This is a genomic window from Candidatus Poriferisodalis sp., assembly GCF_965208485.1.
Lineage (GTDB): Bacteria > Actinomycetota > Acidimicrobiia > Acidimicrobiales > Poriferisodalaceae > Poriferisodalis.
Window position 1 is genome coordinate 1,161,956 of the sequence record NZ_OZ242344.1, and the last position, 21,534, is coordinate 1,183,489.

The 21,534-nt window shown below is 64.9% G+C and carries 15 protein-coding genes, 2 pseudogenes and 1 other annotated feature; of the genes and pseudogenes, 10 read left to right on the forward strand and 7 right to left on the reverse strand.

Features of this window, described 5'->3' with window-relative positions:
* Window positions 1-15 precede the first annotated feature (15 nt).
* The 4 genes and pseudogenes from ACOGXQ_RS05240 to ACOGXQ_RS05255 all read left to right on the forward strand — a co-directional run bounded on the left by ACOGXQ_RS05240 (window position 16) and on the right by ACOGXQ_RS05255 (window position 3,347).
* The gene (locus tag ACOGXQ_RS05240) at window positions 16-261 is read left to right on the forward strand and encodes a ribbon-helix-helix protein, CopG family (RefSeq protein ID WP_419946384.1); all 246 of its coding nucleotides are present in this window, start codon (window positions 16-18) and stop codon (window positions 259-261) included.
* A 253-nt stretch (window positions 262-514) separates the two neighbouring features.
* Entirely contained in the window at window positions 515-1,069 is a 555-nt protein-coding gene (locus tag ACOGXQ_RS05245) for a DNA-processing protein DprA (protein WP_419946385.1), read from the forward strand.
* A gap of 47 nt (window positions 1,070-1,116) precedes the next feature.
* A pseudogene (locus ACOGXQ_RS05250) lies at window positions 1,117-2,439 on the forward strand (IS3 family transposase).
* Window positions 1,438-1,566 (forward strand) — a sequence feature (AL1L pseudoknot). It overlaps the preceding pseudogene by 129 nt.
* The gene (locus ACOGXQ_RS05255) at window positions 2,436-3,347 is read left to right on the forward strand and encodes a hypothetical protein (RefSeq protein WP_419946386.1); all 912 of its coding nucleotides are present in this window, start codon (window positions 2,436-2,438) and stop codon (window positions 3,345-3,347) included. Before ACOGXQ_RS05250 ends, ACOGXQ_RS05255 begins: the two are co-directional and overlap by 4 nt.
* Before the next feature lie 132 nt (window positions 3,348-3,479).
* Here the strand turns inward: ACOGXQ_RS05255 and ACOGXQ_RS05260 are convergent, their stop codons facing one another.
* A complete protein-coding gene (locus ACOGXQ_RS05260; RefSeq protein WP_419946387.1) occupies window positions 3,480-4,064 on the reverse strand; it encodes an NYN domain-containing protein in 585 nt (194 codons plus the stop codon).
* A gap of 103 nt (window positions 4,065-4,167) precedes the next feature.
* Between ACOGXQ_RS05260 and ACOGXQ_RS05265 the strand changes: the two genes are divergently transcribed.
* Complete coding sequence (locus ACOGXQ_RS05265) at window positions 4,168-7,617, forward strand: DUF499 domain-containing protein (RefSeq protein WP_419946388.1); 3,450 nt, start codon at window positions 4,168-4,170, stop codon at window positions 7,615-7,617.
* A gap of 118 nt (window positions 7,618-7,735) precedes the next feature.
* On the opposite strand, the gene ACOGXQ_RS05270 is transcribed toward ACOGXQ_RS05265, so the two are convergent.
* Together ACOGXQ_RS05270 and ACOGXQ_RS05275 are read right to left on the reverse strand one after the other, a co-directional pair.
* Complete coding sequence (locus ACOGXQ_RS05270) at window positions 7,736-9,268, reverse strand: ATP-binding protein (RefSeq protein WP_419946389.1); 1,533 nt, start codon at window positions 9,266-9,268, stop codon at window positions 7,736-7,738.
* A 157-nt stretch (window positions 9,269-9,425) separates the two neighbouring features.
* Window positions 9,426-11,885 carry a CoA transferase gene (locus tag ACOGXQ_RS05275; RefSeq protein WP_419946390.1) on the reverse strand — a complete coding sequence of 820 codons (2,460 nt, stop codon included), beginning with the start codon at window positions 11,883-11,885 and terminating at the stop codon, window positions 9,426-9,428.
* 315 nt (window positions 11,886-12,200) lie between these two features.
* On the opposite strand from ACOGXQ_RS05275, the pseudogene ACOGXQ_RS05280 reads away from it, so the two are divergent.
* Window positions 12,201-12,887 (forward strand): annotated as a pseudogene (locus ACOGXQ_RS05280) (thiolase domain-containing protein); the annotation flags it as partial.
* Between the two features lie 8 nt (window positions 12,888-12,895).
* A complete protein-coding gene (locus ACOGXQ_RS05285) occupies window positions 12,896-13,198 on the forward strand; it encodes a hypothetical protein (protein ID WP_419946391.1) in 303 nt (100 codons plus the stop codon).
* Here ACOGXQ_RS05285 and ACOGXQ_RS05290 read toward each other — a convergent pair.
* On the reverse strand, window positions 13,195-13,476 hold the full coding sequence (locus ACOGXQ_RS05290) for an integrase core domain-containing protein (RefSeq protein ID WP_419947341.1): 282 nt from the start codon (window positions 13,474-13,476) through the stop codon (window positions 13,195-13,197). The genes ACOGXQ_RS05285 and ACOGXQ_RS05290 overlap by 4 nt on opposite strands.
* A 407-nt stretch (window positions 13,477-13,883) precedes the next feature.
* Here ACOGXQ_RS05290 and ACOGXQ_RS05295 point away from each other — a divergent pair, with 407 nt between their 5' ends.
* The 3 genes from ACOGXQ_RS05295 to ACOGXQ_RS05305 all read left to right on the forward strand — a co-directional run bounded on the left by ACOGXQ_RS05295 (window position 13,884) and on the right by ACOGXQ_RS05305 (window position 17,992).
* Window positions 13,884-15,953, forward strand: a complete 2,070-nt coding sequence (locus ACOGXQ_RS05295; RefSeq protein WP_419946392.1) for a RecQ family ATP-dependent DNA helicase — start codon at window positions 13,884-13,886, stop codon at window positions 15,951-15,953.
* A 68-nt stretch (window positions 15,954-16,021) separates the two neighbouring features.
* A complete protein-coding gene (locus ACOGXQ_RS05300) occupies window positions 16,022-16,936 on the forward strand; it encodes a DNA-processing protein DprA (RefSeq protein WP_419946393.1) in 915 nt (304 codons plus the stop codon).
* Window positions 16,937-17,098: 162 nt separating this feature from the next.
* Window positions 17,099-17,992 (forward strand): restriction endonuclease, encoded by an 894-nt coding sequence (locus tag ACOGXQ_RS05305; protein WP_419946394.1) that lies wholly within the window; start codon window positions 17,099-17,101, stop codon window positions 17,990-17,992.
* 73 nt (window positions 17,993-18,065) lie between these two features.
* Here ACOGXQ_RS05305 and tcmP read toward each other — a convergent pair whose 3' ends face one another.
* The 3 genes from tcmP to ACOGXQ_RS05320 all read right to left on the reverse strand — a co-directional run bounded on the left by tcmP (window position 18,066) and on the right by ACOGXQ_RS05320 (window position 21,531).
* The gene (gene tcmP, locus ACOGXQ_RS05310; protein ID WP_419946395.1) at window positions 18,066-19,103 is read right to left on the reverse strand and encodes a three-Cys-motif partner protein TcmP; all 1,038 of its coding nucleotides are present in this window, start codon (window positions 19,101-19,103) and stop codon (window positions 18,066-18,068) included.
* A complete protein-coding gene (locus ACOGXQ_RS05315) occupies window positions 19,096-19,911 on the reverse strand; it encodes a DUF5131 family protein (RefSeq protein WP_419946396.1) in 816 nt (271 codons plus the stop codon). Before ACOGXQ_RS05315 ends, tcmP begins: the two co-directional genes overlap by 8 nt.
* A 204-nt stretch (window positions 19,912-20,115) precedes the next feature.
* Window positions 20,116-21,531 carry an N-6 DNA methylase gene (locus ACOGXQ_RS05320; protein ID WP_419947342.1) on the reverse strand — a complete coding sequence of 472 codons (1,416 nt, stop codon included), beginning with the start codon at window positions 21,529-21,531 and terminating at the stop codon, window positions 20,116-20,118.
* Window positions 21,532-21,534: the final 3 nt, after the last annotated feature.

Here is a 21,534-nt window from a genome sequence, read left to right on the forward strand (position 1 = left end):
CCATACCGTATGGAAATGGCTCGACGAGAGGTGCGTGTCCAACTCGATAACGAACTCATCGAGCGTCTCGCGGAGATCGCAGACGCCGAAGGGACCAGCACGTCGGAGCTGCTGCGCAGGGGCGCACGAGCGGTGATCGAGGCTGCCGACGTCATGGCTGCCGATACTGAACTCATAGCTGCGTATCGGCGAGAGCCGCAAGATGAGGCGTTCGTCGAAGCTGCGACGCAACTCGCGGTCCGAACCGCGATCTCGTGGTAGAGCGCAACGAGATCGACTTGTGAGGCTCAGCGACGACGCGCTCGCGACGTTGGCCCTCGTTAGTCGGCTGTCCGTTGGCGACGTACGGCCGTTGAAGGCATCGGAGTACTGGAAACTGACTGCGATCCTCGAAGCTGGTCCTAGTGGCGTGTCACAGTTTTCTTCCGGGCATCATGCAACTCGCTGACCTGTAAGAATGGGCTTGCTTCAGCCCCAGCCATTTCAGCGACGCACCACTAGCAGCTTGCTGGGAATGAGCGCCGCTGATCTGGCGGTTGACTCTGGAATCTCAAACTCGCTTGCGGATCGCGTGGCTGCTCTGGTGGATCGGGCGACGGCTCTCGCCTTCGAGCTCGAACGACTGGAACACTCCGGTGTGCAGACGCTCACTCCGTTCGATGAGCACTATCCGAAGAGCTGGATGCAACGACTCGGGCCCAAGGCCCCTCCCCTGCTGTACGCAGCAGGGCCGGTAGAGCTGTTCGATGTCCCAGGACTCGGGGTCGTGGGCAGCCGAGACGTGAGCCCGTCTGGAGCTGAGGTCGCGGTCGAAGCGGCCAAGTGCGCTTCTCGACACGGCATTCCATTGGTGTCAGGCGGAGCCAGGGGCGTAGATCAGCTCGCCATGAATTCGGCGTTCGACTCGGGGGGCACCGTCGTCGGGCTGCTGGCGGACTCTCTGTCTCGCAAGCTCGCCAAGAGCGATGTCAGAGCAGCGATCCACAGTGGACTAGTGGTGTGTCGCGGTTTTGTTGAGGGCGGTTCGTGCTCGTTTGACTTTTGCGATGATGTGTTCGGCGGTCTTTGAATCACCCCGGTTTTGGTGGAGGCTCTGTTCCTTGAGAGGATGGAGCGATGCCAGGAAATGGGAGATATCCAGTCGAGCTGCGTGAGCGCGCGGTGAGGATGGTGCTGGAGAACCAGCGTCTGTATGGGTCTCAGTGGGAGGCGATCTGCTCGGTCGCCGGCAAGCTGGGCCCGACGGCGGAGACGGTGCGCAAGTGGGTGCGTCGTGCTGAGATCGACGGCGGAGACGGTGCGCAAGTGGGTGCGTCGTGCTGAGATCGACGGCGGCGTCCGCCCGGGGGTGAGCTCGGCGGATCGTGCTCGGATCACCGAGCTCGAGCGCGAGAACCGTGAGTTGCGCCGGGCGAACGGGATCTTGAAGGCGGCGTCGGCTTTCTTCGGGGCGGAGCTCGACCGCCAGTCTCAGAGATAGTGGCGTTCGTGGACGTTCACCGGGACCGGTTCGGGGTCGAGCCGATCTGCGCTGTGCTCGCCGAGCACGGTGTCGGGATCGCCCCGTCCACCTATTACGCCGCCAAGGCCAGGCCGCCGTCGGCTCGGGCGCTGCGGGACGCGTGGCTGCGCGTCGAGACCGCCAGGGTGCACAAGGCGAACTACGACGCTTATGGGGCGGCGAAGGTGTGGGACCACCTCAACCGCGTCGAGGGCGTGCGGGTGGCGCGCTGCACTGTGGAGCGCCTCATGGGCGAGCTGGGCCTGCGGGGCGTGCGGCGGGGCGCAAAGGTGCGCACCACCGTCGGCGGTCCCGACGCCGAACGCCCCGACGACCTCGTCAAGCGGGACTTCGCGGTGCCGGCCCCGGACCGGCTGTGGCTGGCGGACCTCACCTATGTGCGCACCGCAAGCGGCTTCGTGTACGTGTCGTTCGTGATCGACGCCTACAGCCGCCGCGTGATCGGCTGGCAGGCGTCGCGGCCGATGCGCGCCGACCTGGCCCTCGACGCCCTGGAGATGGCCATCTCCGCTCGCCGCCGCGACGGGCGCTGCATCGAGGGGGTCACCCATCACAGCGACATGGGATCGCAGTACCTGTCGATCCGCTACAGCCAGCGGCTCGCCGACAACGACATCGTCGCCTCGGTCGGCTCCAAAGGCGACAGCTACGACAACTCCATGATCGAGAGCCCCAACGGGCTCTACAAATGGGAGCTCATCTACCCACGCGGACCCTGGCAAGGACTGTCCGACGTCGAGTTCGCCACCCTCGAACGGGTCGACTGGTACAACCACCGACGCAGCCACAGCGCCCTGATCGCCGGCCGCGGCAACTACACCACCCCCGCCGAACACGAGACCACCTACCACCGTCAACACAGCACAGCCACCCCGGCCGTGACACAACAACCCGAGTCTCTACAAAACACGGGGTGATTCAGTCCGAGACCGACGCGTCGGGCACAGCCTCGACGGGTTGGGAAACCATGCTCGAAGGGCTGCTGGAGAGCGGAGCCATGATCGTGCGGACGTGGCCGATCCGGACTGAGCAGCCAGGCGGCCTGCGCGAGGTGGGCCGGGCCGCTCTCGCATCGTCGATCATCTTGGTCTGCCGTCGCCGTCCCGCCGACGCGCCGGTGGTGAGCCGCCGCGACTTCCTGATGGCATTGCGCCAAGAGCTTCCCGAGGCGCTGCGCGGATTGCAGTCGGAGAACATCGCACCCGTCGATCTGGAGCAGTCATCCATCGGACCCGGCATGGCGGTGTTCTCCCGTTATAGCCGAGTGATTGAACCCGACGGCAGTTCGATGACCGTGCGCGACGCTCTGGCCGAGATCAATCGGGCACTCGATGCCGTGCTCGAAGAGCACGAGGGCGACCTCGATGTGGACACTCGCTGGGCGCTCGCTTGGTACGCGCAGTACGGCCATGGTGTCGGCCCCGCGGGCGAAGCCGACACGCTCTGCAAAGCCAAGAACACCTCCATCGGCGGGCTCACCGAGGCAGGCATCTTGTGGCAGCAGGGCAACGAGTGCCGGCTGCTGGAAGCCGACGAGCTCGACGAGCAGTGGCACCCGACAACCGACAAACGCCGGACCGTGTGGGAGACAACGCTGCATCTTCGGCGGGCGCTGATGAGTGACGGAGAGCAGGTGGCTGCTGCGCTGCTGCAAGCCGCCGGTTCCAGCGATGATGCGCCCCGCGACCTCGCCTACCGCCTGTTCCACATCTGCGAGCGCACTGGCAGCCAGTCTGAAGCCCTTGCCTACAACGCCTTGGTCACCGCTTGGCCTGAACTCGCCCGCCAAGCCCAGTCCTCCGACCTCACCCTCGCCCTCCAGTAGTCCGGCCGCCTCTGCCGATACTCCGGCGAAGCCGTCCCGCGCCCGGCGGGTCGCTGCTGGGTGTCAAACAGCGCAACGGCGACCGCCAACCATCGGCCCACAATCGACGATCTGACCCGAATTTGAGGACTGTCAGGGACGTCGGTAGTCGATGTTGTCTCGGCAGGCGTCGTACGTCGCCTGGGTGATGGGCACCCAGATAGTGCCGGGGACGCCTCTCGGCGCCTTTGGCCCGGGCGGCCTGGGAAAGGCGCATTCGAAGCGGAGCGTGCGCCCTTGGGCTTGGGCAATCTGCTTGCACAACCGCACTGCTGGGCCGAAGTCCGTGTCTTGGCTGACGATGATGGCTACATCGAAGCGCTGTTGGTAGGTGGCTTGAACGAGATCGACAGCGAGCGCCACGTCGACGCCTTTCTCCTGGCGTCCGACGCTGATCCGTCCGGCGAAGGTGTAGATGCCTTGGTTCTTGGCGTGGCGCAGCTTGCGGGACCAGAAGTGGTGCCAATGCGCGCTCGCCTTGGCCGTCGGGACTCCGGTATAGAAACGGGTCTCGACTAGGTGACGGTCGGGGTGGGCTGCGGTGACTGCTTGCGCGATCTTCAAGATGTCGAAGCTCGGCCAACTGTAGGGAGACGCCGGGTCCGGTGGATCGGGTGCCCATGCGCTGCGTGCGAGATGGAACAGGTTCTGCCCGTCAATGAGAACAAGGGTGCGCATAATAGAAACACCCGCCCGGGGGCCGTCCCATGTGGTCGGCCCAGCGGGCGGGGATCAGATGGACACACATTAGCAGTGACGGCGGAGACCCACTATGGCGGAGATGAGCAATCGGGCGCGGGTGGGGGAGGCGTTCGAGATTCTGGCGCGGTGCCTCGGGCCGTTCGTCGAGCGGCACATGTCGCAGTCTCAGGGAGGCGGCGCGGACTGGGCGGCCCGGTTCGCCTCCACTGCGCGACCACCAATTTCGGAATTCTCGACAGAGGACCCGGCGTTTCTGCTGCGCGTCATCGCTGACTGCTGGCGCGGAACGTTCGAGCGGCAACTGCCTCGGAGCGCGCGCAACATCGTCTTCGCTCTTCGGGACAAGCGGAACGACTGGGCGCACAACAAGCGATTTCGCCTGAACGACACGCAGTACACGCTCAGCGCCATCGTCTCCCTCATTGAAGCCGTGGCCCCGCAGGACGCGCCCGAAGTCGAGCAGCTGCAGCACGATCTCAATCGGATCGAGTACGAGCGTGCCCAAGATGCCGAACCGAGCGACAAGCCGGGTGCCGTATTCAACGTTCTCGACGCAGCTCCGAGGGGCCTGACGCCGTGGCGCGAGGTCATCCACCCGCACGACGACATCCATTCCGGGCAATTCACCGTCGCCGAGTTCGCTGCCGACCTCGAGATGGTCCGCCAAGGCCTCGGCAGCGATGAGTACTCCGACGCTCGCCGCTTCTTCGAACGCACGTACCTGACCGTCGGACTGCGCGACCTGCTGACATTGGCGATCAAGCGCGTCACGGGCCGAGGCGGGCAGCCGGTCATCAGCTGCCAGACCAACTTCGGTGGCGGCAAGACACACAGCCTCATCGCGTTGTACCACCTGATGTCAGGCATCGACCCTGCTGAGCTGTCGCCCGAGCTTGCCGAACTCGTCCGTGACGCAGGCGTCGAGGACATACCCGAAGTGAACCGTGCCGTCGTCGTGGGCAACCAGTTCGGCGCCGGTGAGGTGCACACGAAGCCGGACGGCACCGAGGTCAACACGATCTGGGGCGAGATCGCTTGGCAGCTCGGCGGTCGGGCTGCCTACGACCTGCTTGCCGACAGCGACCGCAATCGGGTCAACCCGGGCGACGCCATTCGCGACGTGCTCACGGTGTGCTCTCCCTGCTTGGTCTTGATCGACGAGTGGGTCGCGTATGCGCGCGAACTCTACGAGCGCACAGACCTGCCCGGTGGCAGCTTCGACTCGCAGTTCAGCTTCGCTCAGACGCTCTCCGAGGCGGCGAAGGCGACCGACGGGGTGCTCGTCGTGGTATCCATTCCGGCCTCCGAGGAAGCGGACGCCGACGACGAGAACTTCGGCGTGTCGAGCCTGGAGATCGGCGGCACTGCCGGTCGGGAAGCCCTGCGACGGCTGACGAACGTGACGAACCGGCTCGCGGAGACATGGCAGCCGGCGAGCGGAGACGAGAGCTACGAGATCGTGCGGCGTCGGCTCTTCGAACCGCTCAGCGACGAAGCCCGTGAACATCGCGACGCAACCGCGGAAGCCTTCGGGCAGCTGTACCGGTCGCGTCGCAGCGACTTTCCCTCGGAGTGCTCCGAGATTGCTTATGTCGAGCGGATCAAGGCGGCCTATCCGATTCATCCGGAAGTGTTCGACCGTCTGTATCAGGACTGGTCGGCAATCGACCGCTTCCAGCGGACCCGCGGTGTGCTGCGGCTGATGGCCGCGACCATCGATTCCCTCTGGGCCAGTGACGACAAGTCGCCTCTGATTCTCCCTTGCTCCATCCCGCTCGGCGACGACCGTGTGGTTAACGAGTTGGCGGGCCGGCTGACCGACTACTGGCATCCGGTCATCTCGTCGGACGTCGATGGGCATGACTCGCATGCCACACAGATCGACCGCAGCACCCCTCACCTCGGGGCGTTGCATGCCACCCGTCGGGTCGCCCGAACCATCTTCGTCGGAGCGACGCCCCGGGTGGGCAGCGCCAATCAAGGGCTCGACGTGCGGCGCGTGCGCTTGGGCTCCACCTTCGCCGGCGATCCGTCTGGTCCCTTCTCGGACGCGCTGAGCCGCATCGCCGCCGAGGCGCCGTACCTCTACGTGGACCGCGATCGGTACTGGTTCGACCGGCAGCAGAACGTCACGCGCACGGCACAAGACGAGATTCAGAACCTGCTTGATGGCGAGCGGCACGAGATTCAGGCTGAGATCATCCGCCGGCTGCGCGACGGTGCGGGACGCGGTTCGCGCAGCAGTCCATTCGCCGGGTTGCACATCGCACCTGCGGGTCCCGCCGACGTGGTCGACGAACCGCGTGTGCGGCTGGTGGTCTTGGAGCCGGGCGCTCCGTTGACGGTGAACTCGGAGGACTCTCCGGCGCTGGCAACTGCCCGCGAGATTCTCGAACAGCGGGGGGCAGGTCCTCGCCAGTACCGCAACATGCTCGTGTTCGCCGCGGCGGAACACCGGGCAGTCGAAGGGCTGGAACAGGCGGCGGCCGAGTACTTGGCGTGGGACGGTATCTGCGGCAGACACGAGGATCTGAACCTCGACGCTCAGCAAAAGAAGCTGGCAGAGACGCTGCGTGAGCGGGCCAATCAGGCGGCGGGCCTGCGCGTAGTCGAGGCGTACCGATATCTCTTGGTGCCGCAGCAACGCGACCCACGAGGTGCCGTCGAGCTCGAGGCGGTGAGGATCGACGCCGACCGTGCGGAACGCGGGTCCGGCAGCGGTTCGGTGCGAGCCGGCGATTATGGCGGCCAGCCGGCGCCGGCAGTGGGCATTGCCGAGAGCGCGGGCCGGCGACTGCTGAATGACGGCACGCTGGCTGCCCAGTTCCCTGCGGTGATCCTGCGGCAGCAACTCGACGGCGTACTGGCGTCGCGCTGGGCCGACGGGCACGTTCCGGTGTCGGTGCTGTGGGAGGACATGGCGCGCTACGTCTACTTGCCCCGTCTGCGTGACCAAGACGTGCTGTTGGCCACGGTCGCAACCGGACCCGGAGGCATCATGTGGCGCACCGAGGGCTTCGGCGTTGCCGTTTCCTACGACGAGGCCTCCGACCGCTACGTAGGACTGAGCACTCCGGGCGAGCCCGCAGCGGCCATTTCGCCTTCAACGCTCGTCGTGCGAGCAGACATTCTCGAAGCGCAATACGAGCGCGATCTGGGGCAGGCAGAGGCTGACGCCGAGAGCGATTCCGACGCTGCTGATGCCGGACCAATCGGATCGCTCACCGATGACGACACTGACGACGCTCGTTCCGATGCGTCACGAGATGATGGTGATGCCGCTCAGCGCGGACTTCGGGTATTCCGGGGTTCAGTCAAGCTGGACGCCTCGCGACCGACGCAGGCATTCACGAGACTGAGCGACGGAGTGCTGACGCGTGTGCTCGGTCATCCAGACGCGGTGGTTGACATTCGGGTCGAGATCGAGGTCCACAACCCGGCCGGTTTCGACAGCGACGTGATTCGCAACGTCAATGAGAACACGCGAGAGCTCGACTTCGAAGAAGGCACCGGCTTCACCCCCGATTGACCCGATGGATGCCGCTGGTGGGGCAGATGAACGGCGGTGCGCTGCCCACGCGAGTCCCCGTCCTTTGGCACAGCGCGAACCCGACTTTTGGTCGGTTCGGGGGTCGATTTTGGCCGGTTCAAGGGCGCGCATTTGGTACATCGGCGGCTGGTGACGGGATGCCGAGGCGGGTGAGCATCGCTAGGCGCGCCTGGTCGCCGATGGCCAGCAAGAACGCATCCAACGGAAACGTACCGAGGCCTGAGATCTCGCGGCTGGCAGGGACTACATCGGCACCTGGTGCAACGAGGTAGCTGTGGCCGTGAAAGCGCGGGTGGCGTTCGACGAGTGCGGCAAGCCCTCGACGGTGGTGGTCGGGCGACGACGCGATCTCGATTGCAAGCGGCTGCCGGGGGTCGTCGTAGATCAAGTCCACTTCGCTGTTGCCCTCGCGCCAGTAATGCAGGCGAATGCCTGCATGGACCGCGAGCGACTTGACCGATGCGGTCACCAGATTCTCGAGCAACGTGCCCCGCTCGACAGGATCGGTGAGGGGAGCGAGTCCGCGTTGCAGCGCAGCGTTGCGAACAGCGCTGTCCCAGAAGTAGAGCTTGCGACCGCGCCGCTGAATTGCAGGCTCCGAACCCGAGTAGTTCGTCAGCGTGAACACCAGATAGGCCTGCTCGAGGTGCGTCAGGTAGCGGTCGAGCGTCGGCTGCGAGATCCCGAGGTCCTGACTGAGGTTCTTCGGTGACATGATCCCGGTGATCGCTGCGGCGAGCATGTACAGCAGACGCTCGAGAGTCGCAGGGCTGTCGATGCCGGTTGCTTGGGGTATGTCCTTGTAGACCGCTCGTTCGACGGCATCGCTGCGAAGGACACGCTGAGACTCGAGCACCCAATTCTCGATATCGGGCAGCGATGCGGCGCTGCCGCCTGGGCCGCGGTGCATCAAGAGCTGCGGATAGCCACCGACCATGATCAGAATCTCACGCAGCTCAGCCGCCCGGTTCCCGAGGGAGGGTGCGGTCGGCCAGGAAGCGAGCGTGCCGGCGAGGGCTCTGTCGGTCGGTGCTTGCGACAGGCTGGCTGACTCGACGCCCGACAGCAGCAGGTGGGCTTCGTCAAGGAGGCAGGGCATCAGGTGGTGTTCTTCCCACCGGCCGATGCCGCTCTCGTGCCGTTGTTTTCTCAGTGCAGCGCTGCTGCTCGATGTGGCGGCGACCCGCACCGGCCAATGATCGTCATGGAACGTCTTGAGCCACAGATCCCAATTCTCGGCGTACACGATCTCGTCGAGCATGAGAAAGAGCGGATCAGCCGCCGTTGCTTGAGAACCCTCGACAATGGCACGCACCAAGTCACCGAGAGTGGACTTCAGAAGCAGCGGGTGGTCCATTCGGAGCCACCAGATATTCCCCGGGGCGACTCCGCTGTCGAGGAGGCGCCGAACTGTCTGGTACAGCACCGTGGTCTTGCCCACGCGGCGAGGCCCCAGCACGATCTGGTGCTGTGTCGGTGTATCGCTGACCAGCTTCCGCCACAGCACTGTCGCCAGCGTTCGTTCCGTCCCCGGGGCAAGGGCAGCCGGCAGACCGCTGGCGGAGTGCCACGGGTTCTGTTCGCGGTAGATCCTGCGGTAGTCCTCGTTGGTGGGTGACCAAATAGCCATGATGCGTCCGTCGCTATATCTGCTATCTGGCAAACAGCATACACAAAGTGTTGCTTATGTACCTAACAACAAACACAAGGCCCGAAACAGGTTGCTTCGTGGCCATTGCGGCTGAGCCGGCAGTTAGCCGCTCACGTGGGCCTGTGCGGGCGGCAGGTCAGCCGATGGCACCGGCTACGGCGAGCTCGACGATGCGGTCGTCGTCGTAGCCGAGAACCTCTCGCAAAACGTCGTCGTTGTGCTCGCCCAGGCTGGGGCCTGAACGGGAGATGGCATGGGGCGTCGCGCTGAGCTGCAGGCGGGGCGCCTCCACCACCATGCGCTCGTACAGAGGGTGTTCGACCTCCAGCCAATGGCCCCGGTGGTTCAGTTGCGGGTCGGCGAAGCAGCCCACGCTGTTCTGGTTTGCGTGCGACGGGATGCCGGCCGCTTGCAGAGCGGCTTCGGCCTCGGCGGGGGTGCGCTGCGCCGCCCAGCCTCCGACGACGGCGTCGATCTCATCGACACGCCCAAGTCGCCCCGTCGCGTCCAGGCCGGCCAGCTCGGCAGGCATTGCATGGCCGCCCGCGTCGAGCACGTCGCACAGCGACTCCCAGTGACCCTCGGTCTCGCAGACGATCGCGACCCAGGGGTCCGGCGGTTCGAGCGGGTTGTCGGGCTCGGCGCCGCCTGCGTCGCACGGGTACATGGCGTGGGGACACATGAAGGCGTCCGCGTTGCCCATCCGTGTCGCCTCGTCGCCGTTCACGGTCTTCGCGAGCACCTCGGTCGCCAGGAAGTGAATGGCGGCCTCGGCCTGCGCGAAGTCCAGATGCTGGCCGCGGCCATCGGGGTCGGCATCGCGGGCATCGAGTGCCGCCATGAGCAGCGGCACCATGAACTGCGGCGTGACGTAGTCGGTGTAGGCCAGAAACGGCCCCGCCGGAGGTCGGTCCGGCCAGCCGGTCATCTCGTAGTAACCGGTAATGGCGCCAGCCAGGTTGCCGAACCCGGCAAACGTGGACAGCGGACCGCTCTGGCCCATCAGACTCGTGCTGAGCAGGATCAACTCCGGGTTCCGTTCGGCCAGCACGTCGTAGCCGATTCCCCACGCCTCGAGTGTTCCCGGCGTATAGGACTCGACGAAGACGTCGGCCCACTCGACCAGGTCGCAGAGCACCTCTCTGCCGGCCTCGGTGTTGAGATCCAGGGTCACGCCCCGCTTGCCGGCGTTCAGGGTGCCGAACTGGATGGAGGCATCAGGCCCCATGTCTCCCCGCAGGCCGCCGCCGGCACCTCGGGCGGCGTCGAAGCGAGCCGGCCCTTCCACCTTGATGACCGTGGCGCCGAAGTCAGCGAGCAGCCGCGTTGTGAACGGTCCGGCGTACACCCATGTGGTGTCGAGCACCTTGAGGCCTTCGAGCGGTCGTGGCGACGCCGGGTCGCTGCCGGCGTCCCGCAACGCCTCGGCGGACTCCAGCAGCGCCGAGCGCGGCGCAGCCTTCACTGCCTCGGTGTCGGCGCCGAGTGCGGGCGGCCCGCCGAGCGCACGCAGGGGCGTGCGGCTGGGCTGGCACCAGCGCCCGGGCGTGGTGACACTGCCCCATGCGGCGTCGTCCACCACGTCCCAGTAGCCCCGCTGCGAGAAGTGGTCGACATGCACCAGCTCGGCCGGGGCGTAGACGGGTGCCAGCAGCACCTCCCGGCGCTGGGCCTCGGAGAACAAGTCAGCCCGGGTCATCGACGATGTCATGGCAGCGATGGCGGCTTTCGCTGCCTCCATCTGTGCGGGCGCTACTTCGGGATCAGTGAACAGGCGCATGCCGAATTCGACCCAGTCGAGCCCGGCCAGTTCGTCGTCGCAGAAGCCCAGTTCATGAACCCACTCCATCAGGCGGGCGGTGAAGCGGCCGATGGTGTCGCCGAACAGCAGCGTGATGGAGACGAAGCCGTCCGCAGCGGCATACACGAACTGCAGATGGAAGTTCAGCAGCAGGATCCCACCGGACGTCCTGCGCGCCGACGGGTACGCATTCGCACTGTGCACGATGCCGGGAAAGGCGGTCTGCATCATCGCCTGCTGGGCGGAGATGTCGACGTGCTGGCCCCAGCCGCTGCGGTCGCGCTGGCGTAGCGCGAGCGCAGTGCCGACCGCTCCATGTGAACCGGCGTGCAGCCAGCTCTGCGGCGCGGTGATGCGCAGCGGCGCCCGGTCGGTGTCGCCGGTGATAGCGGCGCTGCATGCGGACGCTGCGATGGTGAGGTCTGTCGCCGCCCAGTCGGCCTTCGGGCCAGTGCTGCCGAAGGCGGTGATCGTGGTGTGCACGAGTCCCGGGTTGATCGAGCGCAGTTCGTCGTGGTCGAGACCCAGGCCGGGATCGGGTGTTTCGATCACCGCATCGGCGCCGGCGACGAGCTCAAGCAGCTCGTTGCGGTCGGTGATGACGCAGCTCTGCGCACCCCGGCGCTGCGCCCACCATTGGAGCGACGTGCCGTCAGGGCCTTGGCTGCGGTAGTTGCGGCCCCGGCCGTCGGGTCCCTCGATGAGGACAACCTCGGCGCCGAGCGAGCCCAAGATGGCGGAGCACATCGCGCCCCGGTGGTCGGTGAGATCGAGTATCCGGTACGGCTTCAGCATCGCCGCGACGCTAACGCTCGGCGGCAGGACGGGTTGGCGTTCGAGGCGCCCGGCCGGCCGGGCCCGTTCCGGCACCGTCTTCGACCCTGCGACTAGCAGGATGCTGAAAAAGTCGGTTTTCGGGCGGTGTCCAGTTGCAAACCCGCAGGTCAGGGGCTTGCGCTTCCGGCCGGACCTGCATATTTCAGCAGCCTGCTAGTGCCGCGTCAGCAAACGTTTGCGCGGTTGCTGGCGCCGTCGCTTCGCCTGCGAGCAGGCCCTCCAGCGATCCCCGCCACAGCGAAGGTTGCTTGACACGGCACTAGGTTGCCGCCGGTGAGCATTCTCCGACGGGCCTTGATCGCCGGTGTGTACGAGCATCCGGGACGCGAACTGCCCGATCGCACGCTGCCGCAGATCCACGCCGAGGTTGCCGCGGGCGCGCTCGCCGACGCCGGCCTGTCACTCGGCGATGTGGACGCCTACTACTCCGCCGGCGACGCCCCCGGCTTTGGCGCATTGTCGATGGCGGAGTATCTCGGCCTCGACCTCACCTACATCGATGACACCGAGACCGGCGGTTCGGCATACCTCGTGCACGTCCAGCACGCTGCCGCCGCCATTGCCGCCGGTCAGGTGAATATGGCGCTCATCACGTTGGCGGGCAAGCCCCGAACCGGCGGTGCCGGGCCGGGAGGCAGCGCACGCTTCAGCTCCGCCCCGGAGGCCTCGTTCGAGAACCAGTTCGGCATGTCGGTACCCGGCGGGTACGCGCTCGCAGCGGCGCGGCACATGCACGAGTTCGGCACCACCTCCGAGCAGCTTGCCGAGGTCAAGGTGGCGGCATCGACTCACGCACAGCACAACCCGCACGCCTTCCTGCGGGAGGTGGTGACCATTGACGAGGTGGTGTCGTCGCCGATGATCTCCGATCCGCTGCACCGGCTCGACTGCTGCGTCATCACCGACGGTGGCGGCGCTCTCGTGCTGGTCAGCGAGGCCGTGGCAGCAGCCCTCGATCGGCGTCGAGCATGCCGATGTCGGTGATGAACGTCCGCACCCGTACGACGTCGGTCATCCGGGCTCCGGCTTCCGCCAGCGCTCGCTCGATGCTGGACAGCCTGTACAAGTTCGTCCTGCCCGCGGTGGCGGGTCCCGCCCGTCTCGTGCCGCTGGAAGCGCTGGCTTCGAGCGAGATCAGCGATGTAGCGCTGCGCGGCGCAGCGAATCGCGGACGGCTCCAGGCGACGCGCGGCAGCGATGGCCGCTGGAGGAGCAGTCGTAGATGGGTCGATGAATACCTCGCATCGCGCTATCGACGCACACCGCGCTAGGTGTAATACCCACAGAGGTTGTCGACGCGGCTGGCGGGTGTGCCTGCGATGGCGGTGTGGTGCCGGTGGAGATTGCAGGCGTGCACCCAGTTCTGGAGGCGTCGGCGGTCGGGTTCTGAGCGGGACTTGTAGCTGTAGAGGAACTCCTCGGCGAGGGTGCGGTTGAACCGCTCGACCTTGCCGTTCGTCTGTGGCCGGTAGAGGCGAGTGAGCCGATGCTTGGCGCGGTTCTCGGCGAGCGCCTCGGAGACTGCTGAGCAATTGCCGAAATCGCCGATTCATGGGCGCAAAGCCGCAGGTCAGAGCGTTGCAGACTTGCCCGAATCCGAATAAATCAGCGGTCTCCTCGGCGAACTTCGCTGAGGTGAAGTTCTTGCCGTTGTCGGTCATGACCGCGTCGATGCCGACGTTGAGCCGATTGAACCAGTCCCGAGCGTTGCGCCAGAACGCTGCGGCCGTCACGGCTTTCTCGTTGTCGTGGGCCTCGACGCAGGCGATCCGGGACCACAACAGACCCCACACTGCCACGGAGGCTCAACCCATCACAGGAACCGAACCGTCGACAACCTCTGTGGGCATTACATGCGTGTCATGGTTCGGGGTGTGGCAGCGCCGGCGGGGATGACTCAGCTAGCTTCCGCGCCGTGCGCGCTTCATTTCGACAGCAGCAATCGACCGGAACCCGGTGAGCGCGCCAATTTCGTCCAAGAGGGCACGACGGCTGCTCCGCAAGCTGACGGGCGATTCGGAGGCTGGGTTTCGAGATGACCAACTTGAGGTCATCCAGCAGTTGGTTGACGACCTGGGCCGCGTACTGCTCGTGCAGCGGACTGGCTGGGGCAAGAGCGCGGTCTACTTCATCGCGACCAAGATGCTGCGAGAGGCAGGGTTCGGTCCGACGTTGCTCGTCTCACCGTTGCTCGCGCTCATGCGGAATCAGATCGACGCGGCAGCGAAGATGGGCGTCCACGCGGTCACCATCAACAGCTCGAATCAGGCCGAGTGGGACGAGGTGATCCGGCAGATCGAGGATGACGAAGCTGACATCGTCTTGATTTCGCCGGAGCGACTGGCGAATCAGGACTTTCGTAGCGATGTGCTGCCGGTCATCGGAAACCGCTGCGGCCTGCTGGTCATCGACGAAGCCCACTGCATCTCCGATTGGGGCCATGACTTTCGACCCGACTACCGCCGCCTGGTCCGGGTGCTGGACTTGCTGCCGACCGGGGTTCCTGTGCTGTGCTGCACAGCGACGGCCAACGACCGAGTCGTCGCCGATGTAACGGCCCAGCTTGGATCGGAGTTCGAGGCTGTACGTGGTCCGCTCGGTCGCGAAGGGCTCCGTTTGCACGCGCTCACTATTCTCTCGCCGCCAGAACGACTGACTTGGCTCGCAGCCACGTTGAAAGAGCTGCCGGGCACTGGGATCGTCTATTGCTCCACGGTGCGCGACACCGAGCGAGTCGCGAGCTGGCTCGTTTCGCAGGGAATCGACGCAGTCGCCTACAGCGGTGCGACCGATGCTCAGACTCGACCAGGAATTGAGCAATCGCTGCTGAGCAATTCCGTGAAGGCGGTTGTGGCAACATCCGCGCTCGGCATGGGATTCGACAAGCCTGACCTGTCGTTTGTCATCCATTACCAGTCGACCGGTTCTGCGATCGCCTACTACCAGCAGGTCGGTCGTGCGGGACGGGGGTTGAGCGAGTCGTGGGGCATCCTGCTGCGCGGCAGCGAGGATGCCAACATTCAGGACTACTTCATCACCTCGGCGTTTCCCGATCCGTCACAGGCTCAGCACGTAGTCGCTCTCCTAGAAAGCGATCACGAGTTGATGACAACAGACCAGCTGCTCCAGGAGACCAACGTGAGGCCCGAACGGCTCGAGAACCTCCTGAAGAACCTGGAGGTGGACGGCGTCATAGAGCGCATTGGAAGGGAATGGCGGCGAACCCTGCAGACATGGACCTTCGACCATGACCGCATCGATGCTGTGACGTCACTGCGGCGCTCGGAACTCAGACAACTCTACGAGTACATCGACACCGACCAATGCCGTATGCGGTTCCTCAGGCGTTGTCTCGACGATCCAGTCAGCGAGTCTTGCGGCATGTGCGACAACTGCACCGGAGTCGCGCTTGACAAAGCCTTCGAGCCCGCGCAGGTCCAAGAAGCCGTCGAGTTCATGCGCAGCGCAAGCATGGTCATTGAACCGCGCAAGCAGTGGCCCGACCGCAAGTCGATTCCGGTGGCGGCCCGTCTGGAGCAGGGAAGGGTGCTGTCCAGATGGGGCGACGGCGGCTGGGGCAGCATGGTGCGCAGGGGCAAGCAGTCAGACGGGAGATTCCGGAATCGCCTGGTGAAGGCCTCTGTCGCCCTCATTCGGGAGCGGTGGCGGCCTGATCCCGAGCCGAAATGGGTGACGTTCGTGCCGTCTCGCCGCCATCGGCAGTTGGTCGCGGACTTCGCCAGGCGCTTCGCCGAGGCAATGGAGTTGCCGTGTCAGGATGTTGTACGCCAGATCCGCGACTCGCGGCCGCAAAAATCGATGCAGAACAGTCACCAGCAGTACCGCAACGTTGCAGGAGCCTTCAGCGTCGATGGCCCCGTGCCCGCCGGACCTGTGCTCCTCGTCGACGACATCGTCGACTCACGCTGGACGCTGACGGCCATCGGTCACCTACTGCGAGAAGCTGGATCGGGCCGCGTCATCCCATTCGCGCTTGCCGACGCTTCAGAGAGGTCGATCTCGTGAGGCGCAGTGACGACGCGCTCGCGACACTGGCTCTCGTTAGTCGGTTGTCTGTTGGCGAGGTGCGGCCGTTGAAGGCATCGGAGTATTGGGAACTGACTGCGATCCTCGAAGCTGGTCCTAGCGGCTTGCTGGGAAGGAGCGCCGCTGATCTGGCGATCGACTCTGGAATCTCAAACTCGCTTGCAGATCGCGTGGCTGCTCTGGTGGACCGGGCGACGGCTCTCGCCTTCGAGCTCGAACGACTGGAACACTCCGGTGTGCAGACGCTCACTCCGTTCGATGAGCATTATCCGAAGAGCTGGACGGAACGACTCGGACCCAAGGCCCCTCCCCTGCTGTACGCAGCAGGGCCGGCCGAGCTACTGGACACCGCAGGGCTCGGAGTCGTGGGCAGCCGAGACGTGAGCCCGTCTGGAGCTGAGGTCGCAGCTGAGGCGGCCAAGTGCGCTTCTCGGCACAGCATTCCATTGGTGTCAGGCGGAGCCAGGGGCGTAGATCAGCTCGCCATGAATTCGGCGTTCAACTTGGGGGGCACTGTCGTCGGACTGCTGGCGGACTCTCTGTCTCGCAAGCTCGCCAAGAGCGATGTCAGAGCAGCGATCCACAGTGGACTAGCGCTCATGTGCACGCCCTACAACCCTGACGCTGGCTTCAGTGCCGGCAACGCCATGGGTCGCAACAAGCTCATTTACGCACTATCAACGCTCACGCTCGTGGTCGCGAGTGACGAGGGCAAGGGCGGCACCTGGACCGGCGCCACCGAGGCACTCGACCACAAGTTCGGCCGGGTCGCCGTCTGGCGAGGATCGGGCGAGGGGCCAGGCAACGAAGCGCTGGAACGGCGCGGCGCGCTGCCCATCTCGGACCTCGACGACCTAGAGCGTCTCCTTGATGACGGCGATGCCGATACGACCCCCAACACGTCTCCGCTCACTTCCGAAACTGAACAGGGAGTCCTGTTCAGTATCGCTACCGCAGACTGAGTCATCCACATCAGCTAGCACCTAGCCCTGATTCGCCAACTGGCGAGGTCGCCACCCCCAACGCCAGCGCTGTCGCCGAACGCCTTGCCGTCGTGCCTGCCGCGCTGCCGGTCTCCAGAGAAACCTGAGGGCCAAGTCCACGGGCGGGGATAGCTTCACGCCATGAGCCAATCGGAACTGCCGCGCGCTATCGACTTCATATTTCCTACCCTCGAAGCGCTAAAGGAACTCGGGGGCTCGGCGCGACGAGGTGAAGTGATATCTGCTGTGGCAGAACGCGAAGGTCTCACGGATGAGCAACTCGAGGCTCGCTACGAAGCCAGTGGCGACCTGATTGCGGATGATCGGATCAGTTGGGCTCTGAGTGATCTCAAGAAGATGGGTGCTGTCGACAATTCCAGGCGCGGAGTCTGGGCAATCACAGAGGCTGGCCAGAGAATCGAGAGCCAATCCGAGATTGACACACAGCTGCGGGCCGTTCGAGCCGGGCTCGCGGCCCGCACAGCACCGCGACGGCACAACGAGCACGCTGACGCCGACGACAATCATGAACTGGACCTCGCCGAGGCCTCCGATCTGGACACCGGATGGCAAGCGACCCTGCTGCAGCGGCTGCTGGACATGTCGCCTGCTGGGTTCGAGCGCCTGATCCAGCGGCTGCTGCGTGAGGCCGGGTTTCGAGAAGTCGAAGTACTCGGACGAAGCGGCGACGGAGGCCTTGACGGGGTCGGCGTCTACCGGCTGTCCCTGGTGTCGTTCCCGATCTACTTCCAGTGCAAGCGCTACAGCGGCTCCGTCCCACCAAGTGCCGTCCGAGACTTCCGTGGAGCCATGGCCGGCCGCGGCGAGAAGGGTCTCCTTGTGACCACAGGCACCTTCACCCGAAGCGCTCGCGACGAAGCGAGCAGGGACGGCGCCTCGCCAGTCCAGCTCATTAACGGCGAGGATCTCTGCGATCTTCTCAAGGAACACGAACTTGGCGTCGTGACCCGCATCCGTCAGATCGAGGATGTCACAGTGGATGCCGAGTGGTTTGCCCGATTTGAGTCGGTCTAACTCTCGGACCCGCGAGTGAGCCAGCCACGCAGCCTCCCTTGGTTCTCGATCTAGACCAGCGACGGCTCGCCGCTCAGTCTCTCTCGATGCGATGCAAGAGCCAGTCCGGCAGCTCAGCCGAGCCACTCAATTCAGTCGTCTCCATGTAGACGGGTGCGGCCTCTTCCGCCAGTTCATCTGCACCGAACAGCGACTGCAATCCCGCTCGCTCGTCCCTCTCTCGTTGCCGCCGCTCTCGCAGTTCTGCTCGATACTCCGCAGATTGCTCGCGAGCCTGCCGAAACACGGATGACATGATCCTGTCCCCTGCTGGATGGTCGGTCGCGAACACGAGCACATACACAGGAATGCCCTGTTCATTGCCCATCTCGATGGTCAGGGTCTTCCGGTATCCAAGTTCGCGCTCCAGCTTGAAGCGGAAGAGCGACAAGTAGAGATGTCTCGCCTCAGATGCAGTCAGGTCGTTGCTCTGGCGTCGGTCGTCGATCGCTCGCCAAGAATCTGCGCCAAAGAGCGACGTGATCTTCGCCGAGAGCCTGTCATCGACTCCCATTGCGTTGTCCCAACCCGCCAGTCGCGGGATAGACGTGTGAGGCAGCAGGATCAGCATCTCGGCCTTGGTACGCGCACTTGAGTTCTTGAACTGGGCCAGCGCTCGCAGAGTGGGCCAGTCCACATCGAGACCGTCGGGGTCGACGAAGCAGAAAGTAGGAGCCCAGTCGAGACCATCGTCACTGAGCCCCGACAGACAACCCGCAATCTCCTTGTTGCAGTCACCGTTGATGACATCGAATCGGTCGTCGTCGGGATACCGGTCGCGGAGCTGCTGCCTCAGACGATCGGCGTTGGGGCCCAATTCAAAGAAGCGCAAGCGAGTAAATCCCGGTTCTGTGTCCAGCGCGCGGACTGTTGAGCCAAAGAACTGACGGCCTTCGTCGTCTCGCCTGACGTTGTCCACGCTGCCGGCGAAGAGGTCCAGGTAGAGCGTCGCCTGCGCCCTGCGAGAGGCCCTCGTGAATTGTGGTAGGTAGCGCCCCAAGGCGTCCAGCTTGACTTCGGTCCAGAAGCCCCAACTTCGGGGGCGCTCGCCGTTCTGCAAGGGTCTACGCAATCCGCAGCTCTACGGCAGCCTCGCGCGACGGTCCAGGATCTTGCGAACCGATCGACCTCAGCGTGGAGTGGGCCGCTATCGGCATCGCGTCATGGAACTGCCCTTGAAGTTCGCGGCCGCGGGCCTTGGGGGTGCGACCGCCCCACTGCTTGAAGAAGAACTCGACATCTGCAGCAGCACACTGGTCCCTGAGATCCAGGACCCACTCCTCTTCGATGCGACGGGCACGCGGTCCGCTCTCGCCCCCAGCGATGAGCCAGTGAATCCCAGTTAGGTCGAGGTTTGGCAACCCCTTCAACAACGGTTCAGCGCTGATGAAGCGAACCGCGGCATCGACTGAGCGCAAATGTTCGATCCGAAAGGCGTAGCGCGGTGTCTCGACTGTGACACCCATCCACACGTTCGGAGGCCAGTCGAGATCGTCAGCCACCGACGCAAGCCGCTTCGAGCGCTTGGTGAGCACCTGATACGTGTGCTGCGGGGTGTCGGCCATCACGGCGAAAACCTTCTGAATGAAGTCCAGCGGCACCTCCGGATGGAAGAGATCGCTCATCGAGTTCACGAAGATCAAGCGGGGCCGGCGCCAGCGCCGGGGCCGATCGAGCAGGTCGTCGTGCAGGGTGAGGCCGAATCCCGGGCCGCTCAGCTTGGGATCGCCGTCGCGCTCGTACCGCGGATTGCCCATCGCCTTGAGACGTTTCGCGAGCGTCAGCGCGTAACAGTTATCGCAGCCGACCGATGTCCGGTCACAGCCCGTGGTGGGATTCCATGTCGCCTCGGTCCACTCGATTCCGGTGCGGTCGCTCACGATCCCCTCCCTTCGGCAGATGGACGGTCGGACAAGTCGTCGACCTGTGCGTCGCCCAGAACAGCGACTCGTCGGCAAGTGCACGAGCTACAGAGTGCACAAGGTGTGTGACAAGAATCCCTGACGAGAGTACGCGGGTTCCGCTGTCGGCGACAGAGCGACCTCCGGCCGATCGCTGGCACGCGACTTGCTCGCCGCGGCAACTCACTCGGATTCGGCCGTGCTTGCCAGGCTCTCGGCGAGGGCTTGGATCTCAGCGAGGGCGGCTTCGAGGTCTTCTGCGATCTCGGCCGCCAGCACATCTGGGGGAGGCAGATTGTCGGCGTCGGTGAGGCTTTCGTCGCGGAGCCAGAACAGGTCCAGGCTGACTTTGTCACGGGCGATCAGCTCGTCGTAGGCGTAGCGCTTGAACCGTTCGGACTCGGTGCGCTTGTGGCGGGCGTCGGCCCGGTAGCAGGCGACGAAGTCGTCGAGGTCGGCTCTTGTGAGCGGGTTCTGCTTGAGGGTGAAGTGTTTGTTGGTACGCAGGTCGTACACCCACAGCTCGCGGGTCCACGGTATTTCGGCGCCCTCGCGGCGGCGGAAGAACAGCACGTTGGCCTTCACGCCCTGGGCGTAGAAGATCCCCGTCGGCAGCCGCAGCAAGGTGTGGACCTCGCAGTCGTGCAGCAGCCGGCGGCGGATCGTCTCGCCGGCACCGGCCTCGAAGAGCACGTTGTCGGGTACCACCACTGCCGCGTCCCCGCCGATCTTCAGCAGGCTCACGACATGCTGGACGAAGTTGAGCTGCTTGTTGCGGGTCGTCGCCCAGAAGTCCTCCCGCTCGTAGCTGTCCGATGACGACCGGCCGAACGGCGGATTGGTCAGCACCATGTCGAAGGGCCTGCCGGGAGAGTCCCGCAGGGCGTCGTCCACGACGATCGGCGAGTCGGACTCGGGGCTCTCGATGCCGTGCAGCAGCATGTTCATGGCGCACAGACGGGCAGGCAGATCGGCGATCTCCCAGCCGGTGAACGCACCCGAGCGCAGATGTTCAACCTGGTCGGGTTCCAAGTGAGGGAACCGCTCGACGATCGACCGGTACGCGCCCAGGAAGAACCCGCCGGTGCCGCAGGCGGGATCGCAGATACGGTGGGAGGGTTCGGGCGCCATCACGTCGACGATGGCATTGATGAGCGCCCGGGGCGTGAAGTACTGGCCCGCTCCCCTGGCGCCCTCTTGGGCGGTCTTCTCGATCAGGCCCTCGTACGCATCGCCTTTGAGATCGGCGTCGTAGCTCATCCACTCGTGCTGGTCGATGAACTCCTTGATGAGCTGCTCCAGCTTGGCCGGTGTCTGGATGCGGTTGCGGGCCTTACCGAAGACCACGCCGAGCATGTCCTCGCTGCTGCCCAGCGCCGACAGGCACTCGCTGTAGTGGGCTTCGAGCTCAGCACCCGAACGGCTCAACAACGACTGCCAGTCGTGCTCGACAGGAACGATGCACTCGCCGCCCAGCATCACGTACTGCTCATCAGCCATCTTCAGAAACAGCAAGTACGTGAGCTGCTCCAGGTAATCGCCGTAGGACAAGCCGTCATCGCGCAGCACATCGCAGAAGTCCCACAACTTCTGCACCATCGC

Excerpts from the sequence above, each read along its gene's own strand:
- ACOGXQ_RS05285 (WP_419946391.1), top strand. The coding sequence starts at position 12,896 with ATGCCGATGTCGGTGATGAACGTCCGCACCCGTACGACGTCGGTCATC.
- ACOGXQ_RS05260 (WP_419946387.1), bottom strand. The coding sequence starts at position 4,064 with ATGCGCACCCTTGTTCTCATTGACGGGCAGAACCTGTTCCATCTCGCA.
- ACOGXQ_RS05270 (WP_419946389.1), bottom strand. The coding sequence starts at position 9,268 with ATGGCTATTTGGTCACCCACCAACGAGGACTACCGCAGGATCTACCGC.
- ACOGXQ_RS05320 (WP_419947342.1), bottom strand. The coding sequence starts at position 21,531 with ATGGTGCAGAAGTTGTGGGACTTCTGCGATGTGCTGCGCGATGACGGC.
- ACOGXQ_RS05265 (WP_419946388.1), top strand. The coding sequence starts at position 4,168 with ATGAGCAATCGGGCGCGGGTGGGGGAGGCGTTCGAGATTCTGGCGCGG.
- ACOGXQ_RS05240 (WP_419946384.1), top strand. The coding sequence starts at position 16 with ATGGCTCGACGAGAGGTGCGTGTCCAACTCGATAACGAACTCATCGAG.
- ACOGXQ_RS05275 (WP_419946390.1), bottom strand. The coding sequence starts at position 11,885 with ATGCTGAAGCCGTACCGGATACTCGATCTCACCGACCACCGGGGCGCG.
- ACOGXQ_RS05245 (WP_419946385.1), top strand. The coding sequence starts at position 515 with ATGAGCGCCGCTGATCTGGCGGTTGACTCTGGAATCTCAAACTCGCTT.
- ACOGXQ_RS05305 (WP_419946394.1), top strand. The coding sequence starts at position 17,099 with ATGAGCCAATCGGAACTGCCGCGCGCTATCGACTTCATATTTCCTACC.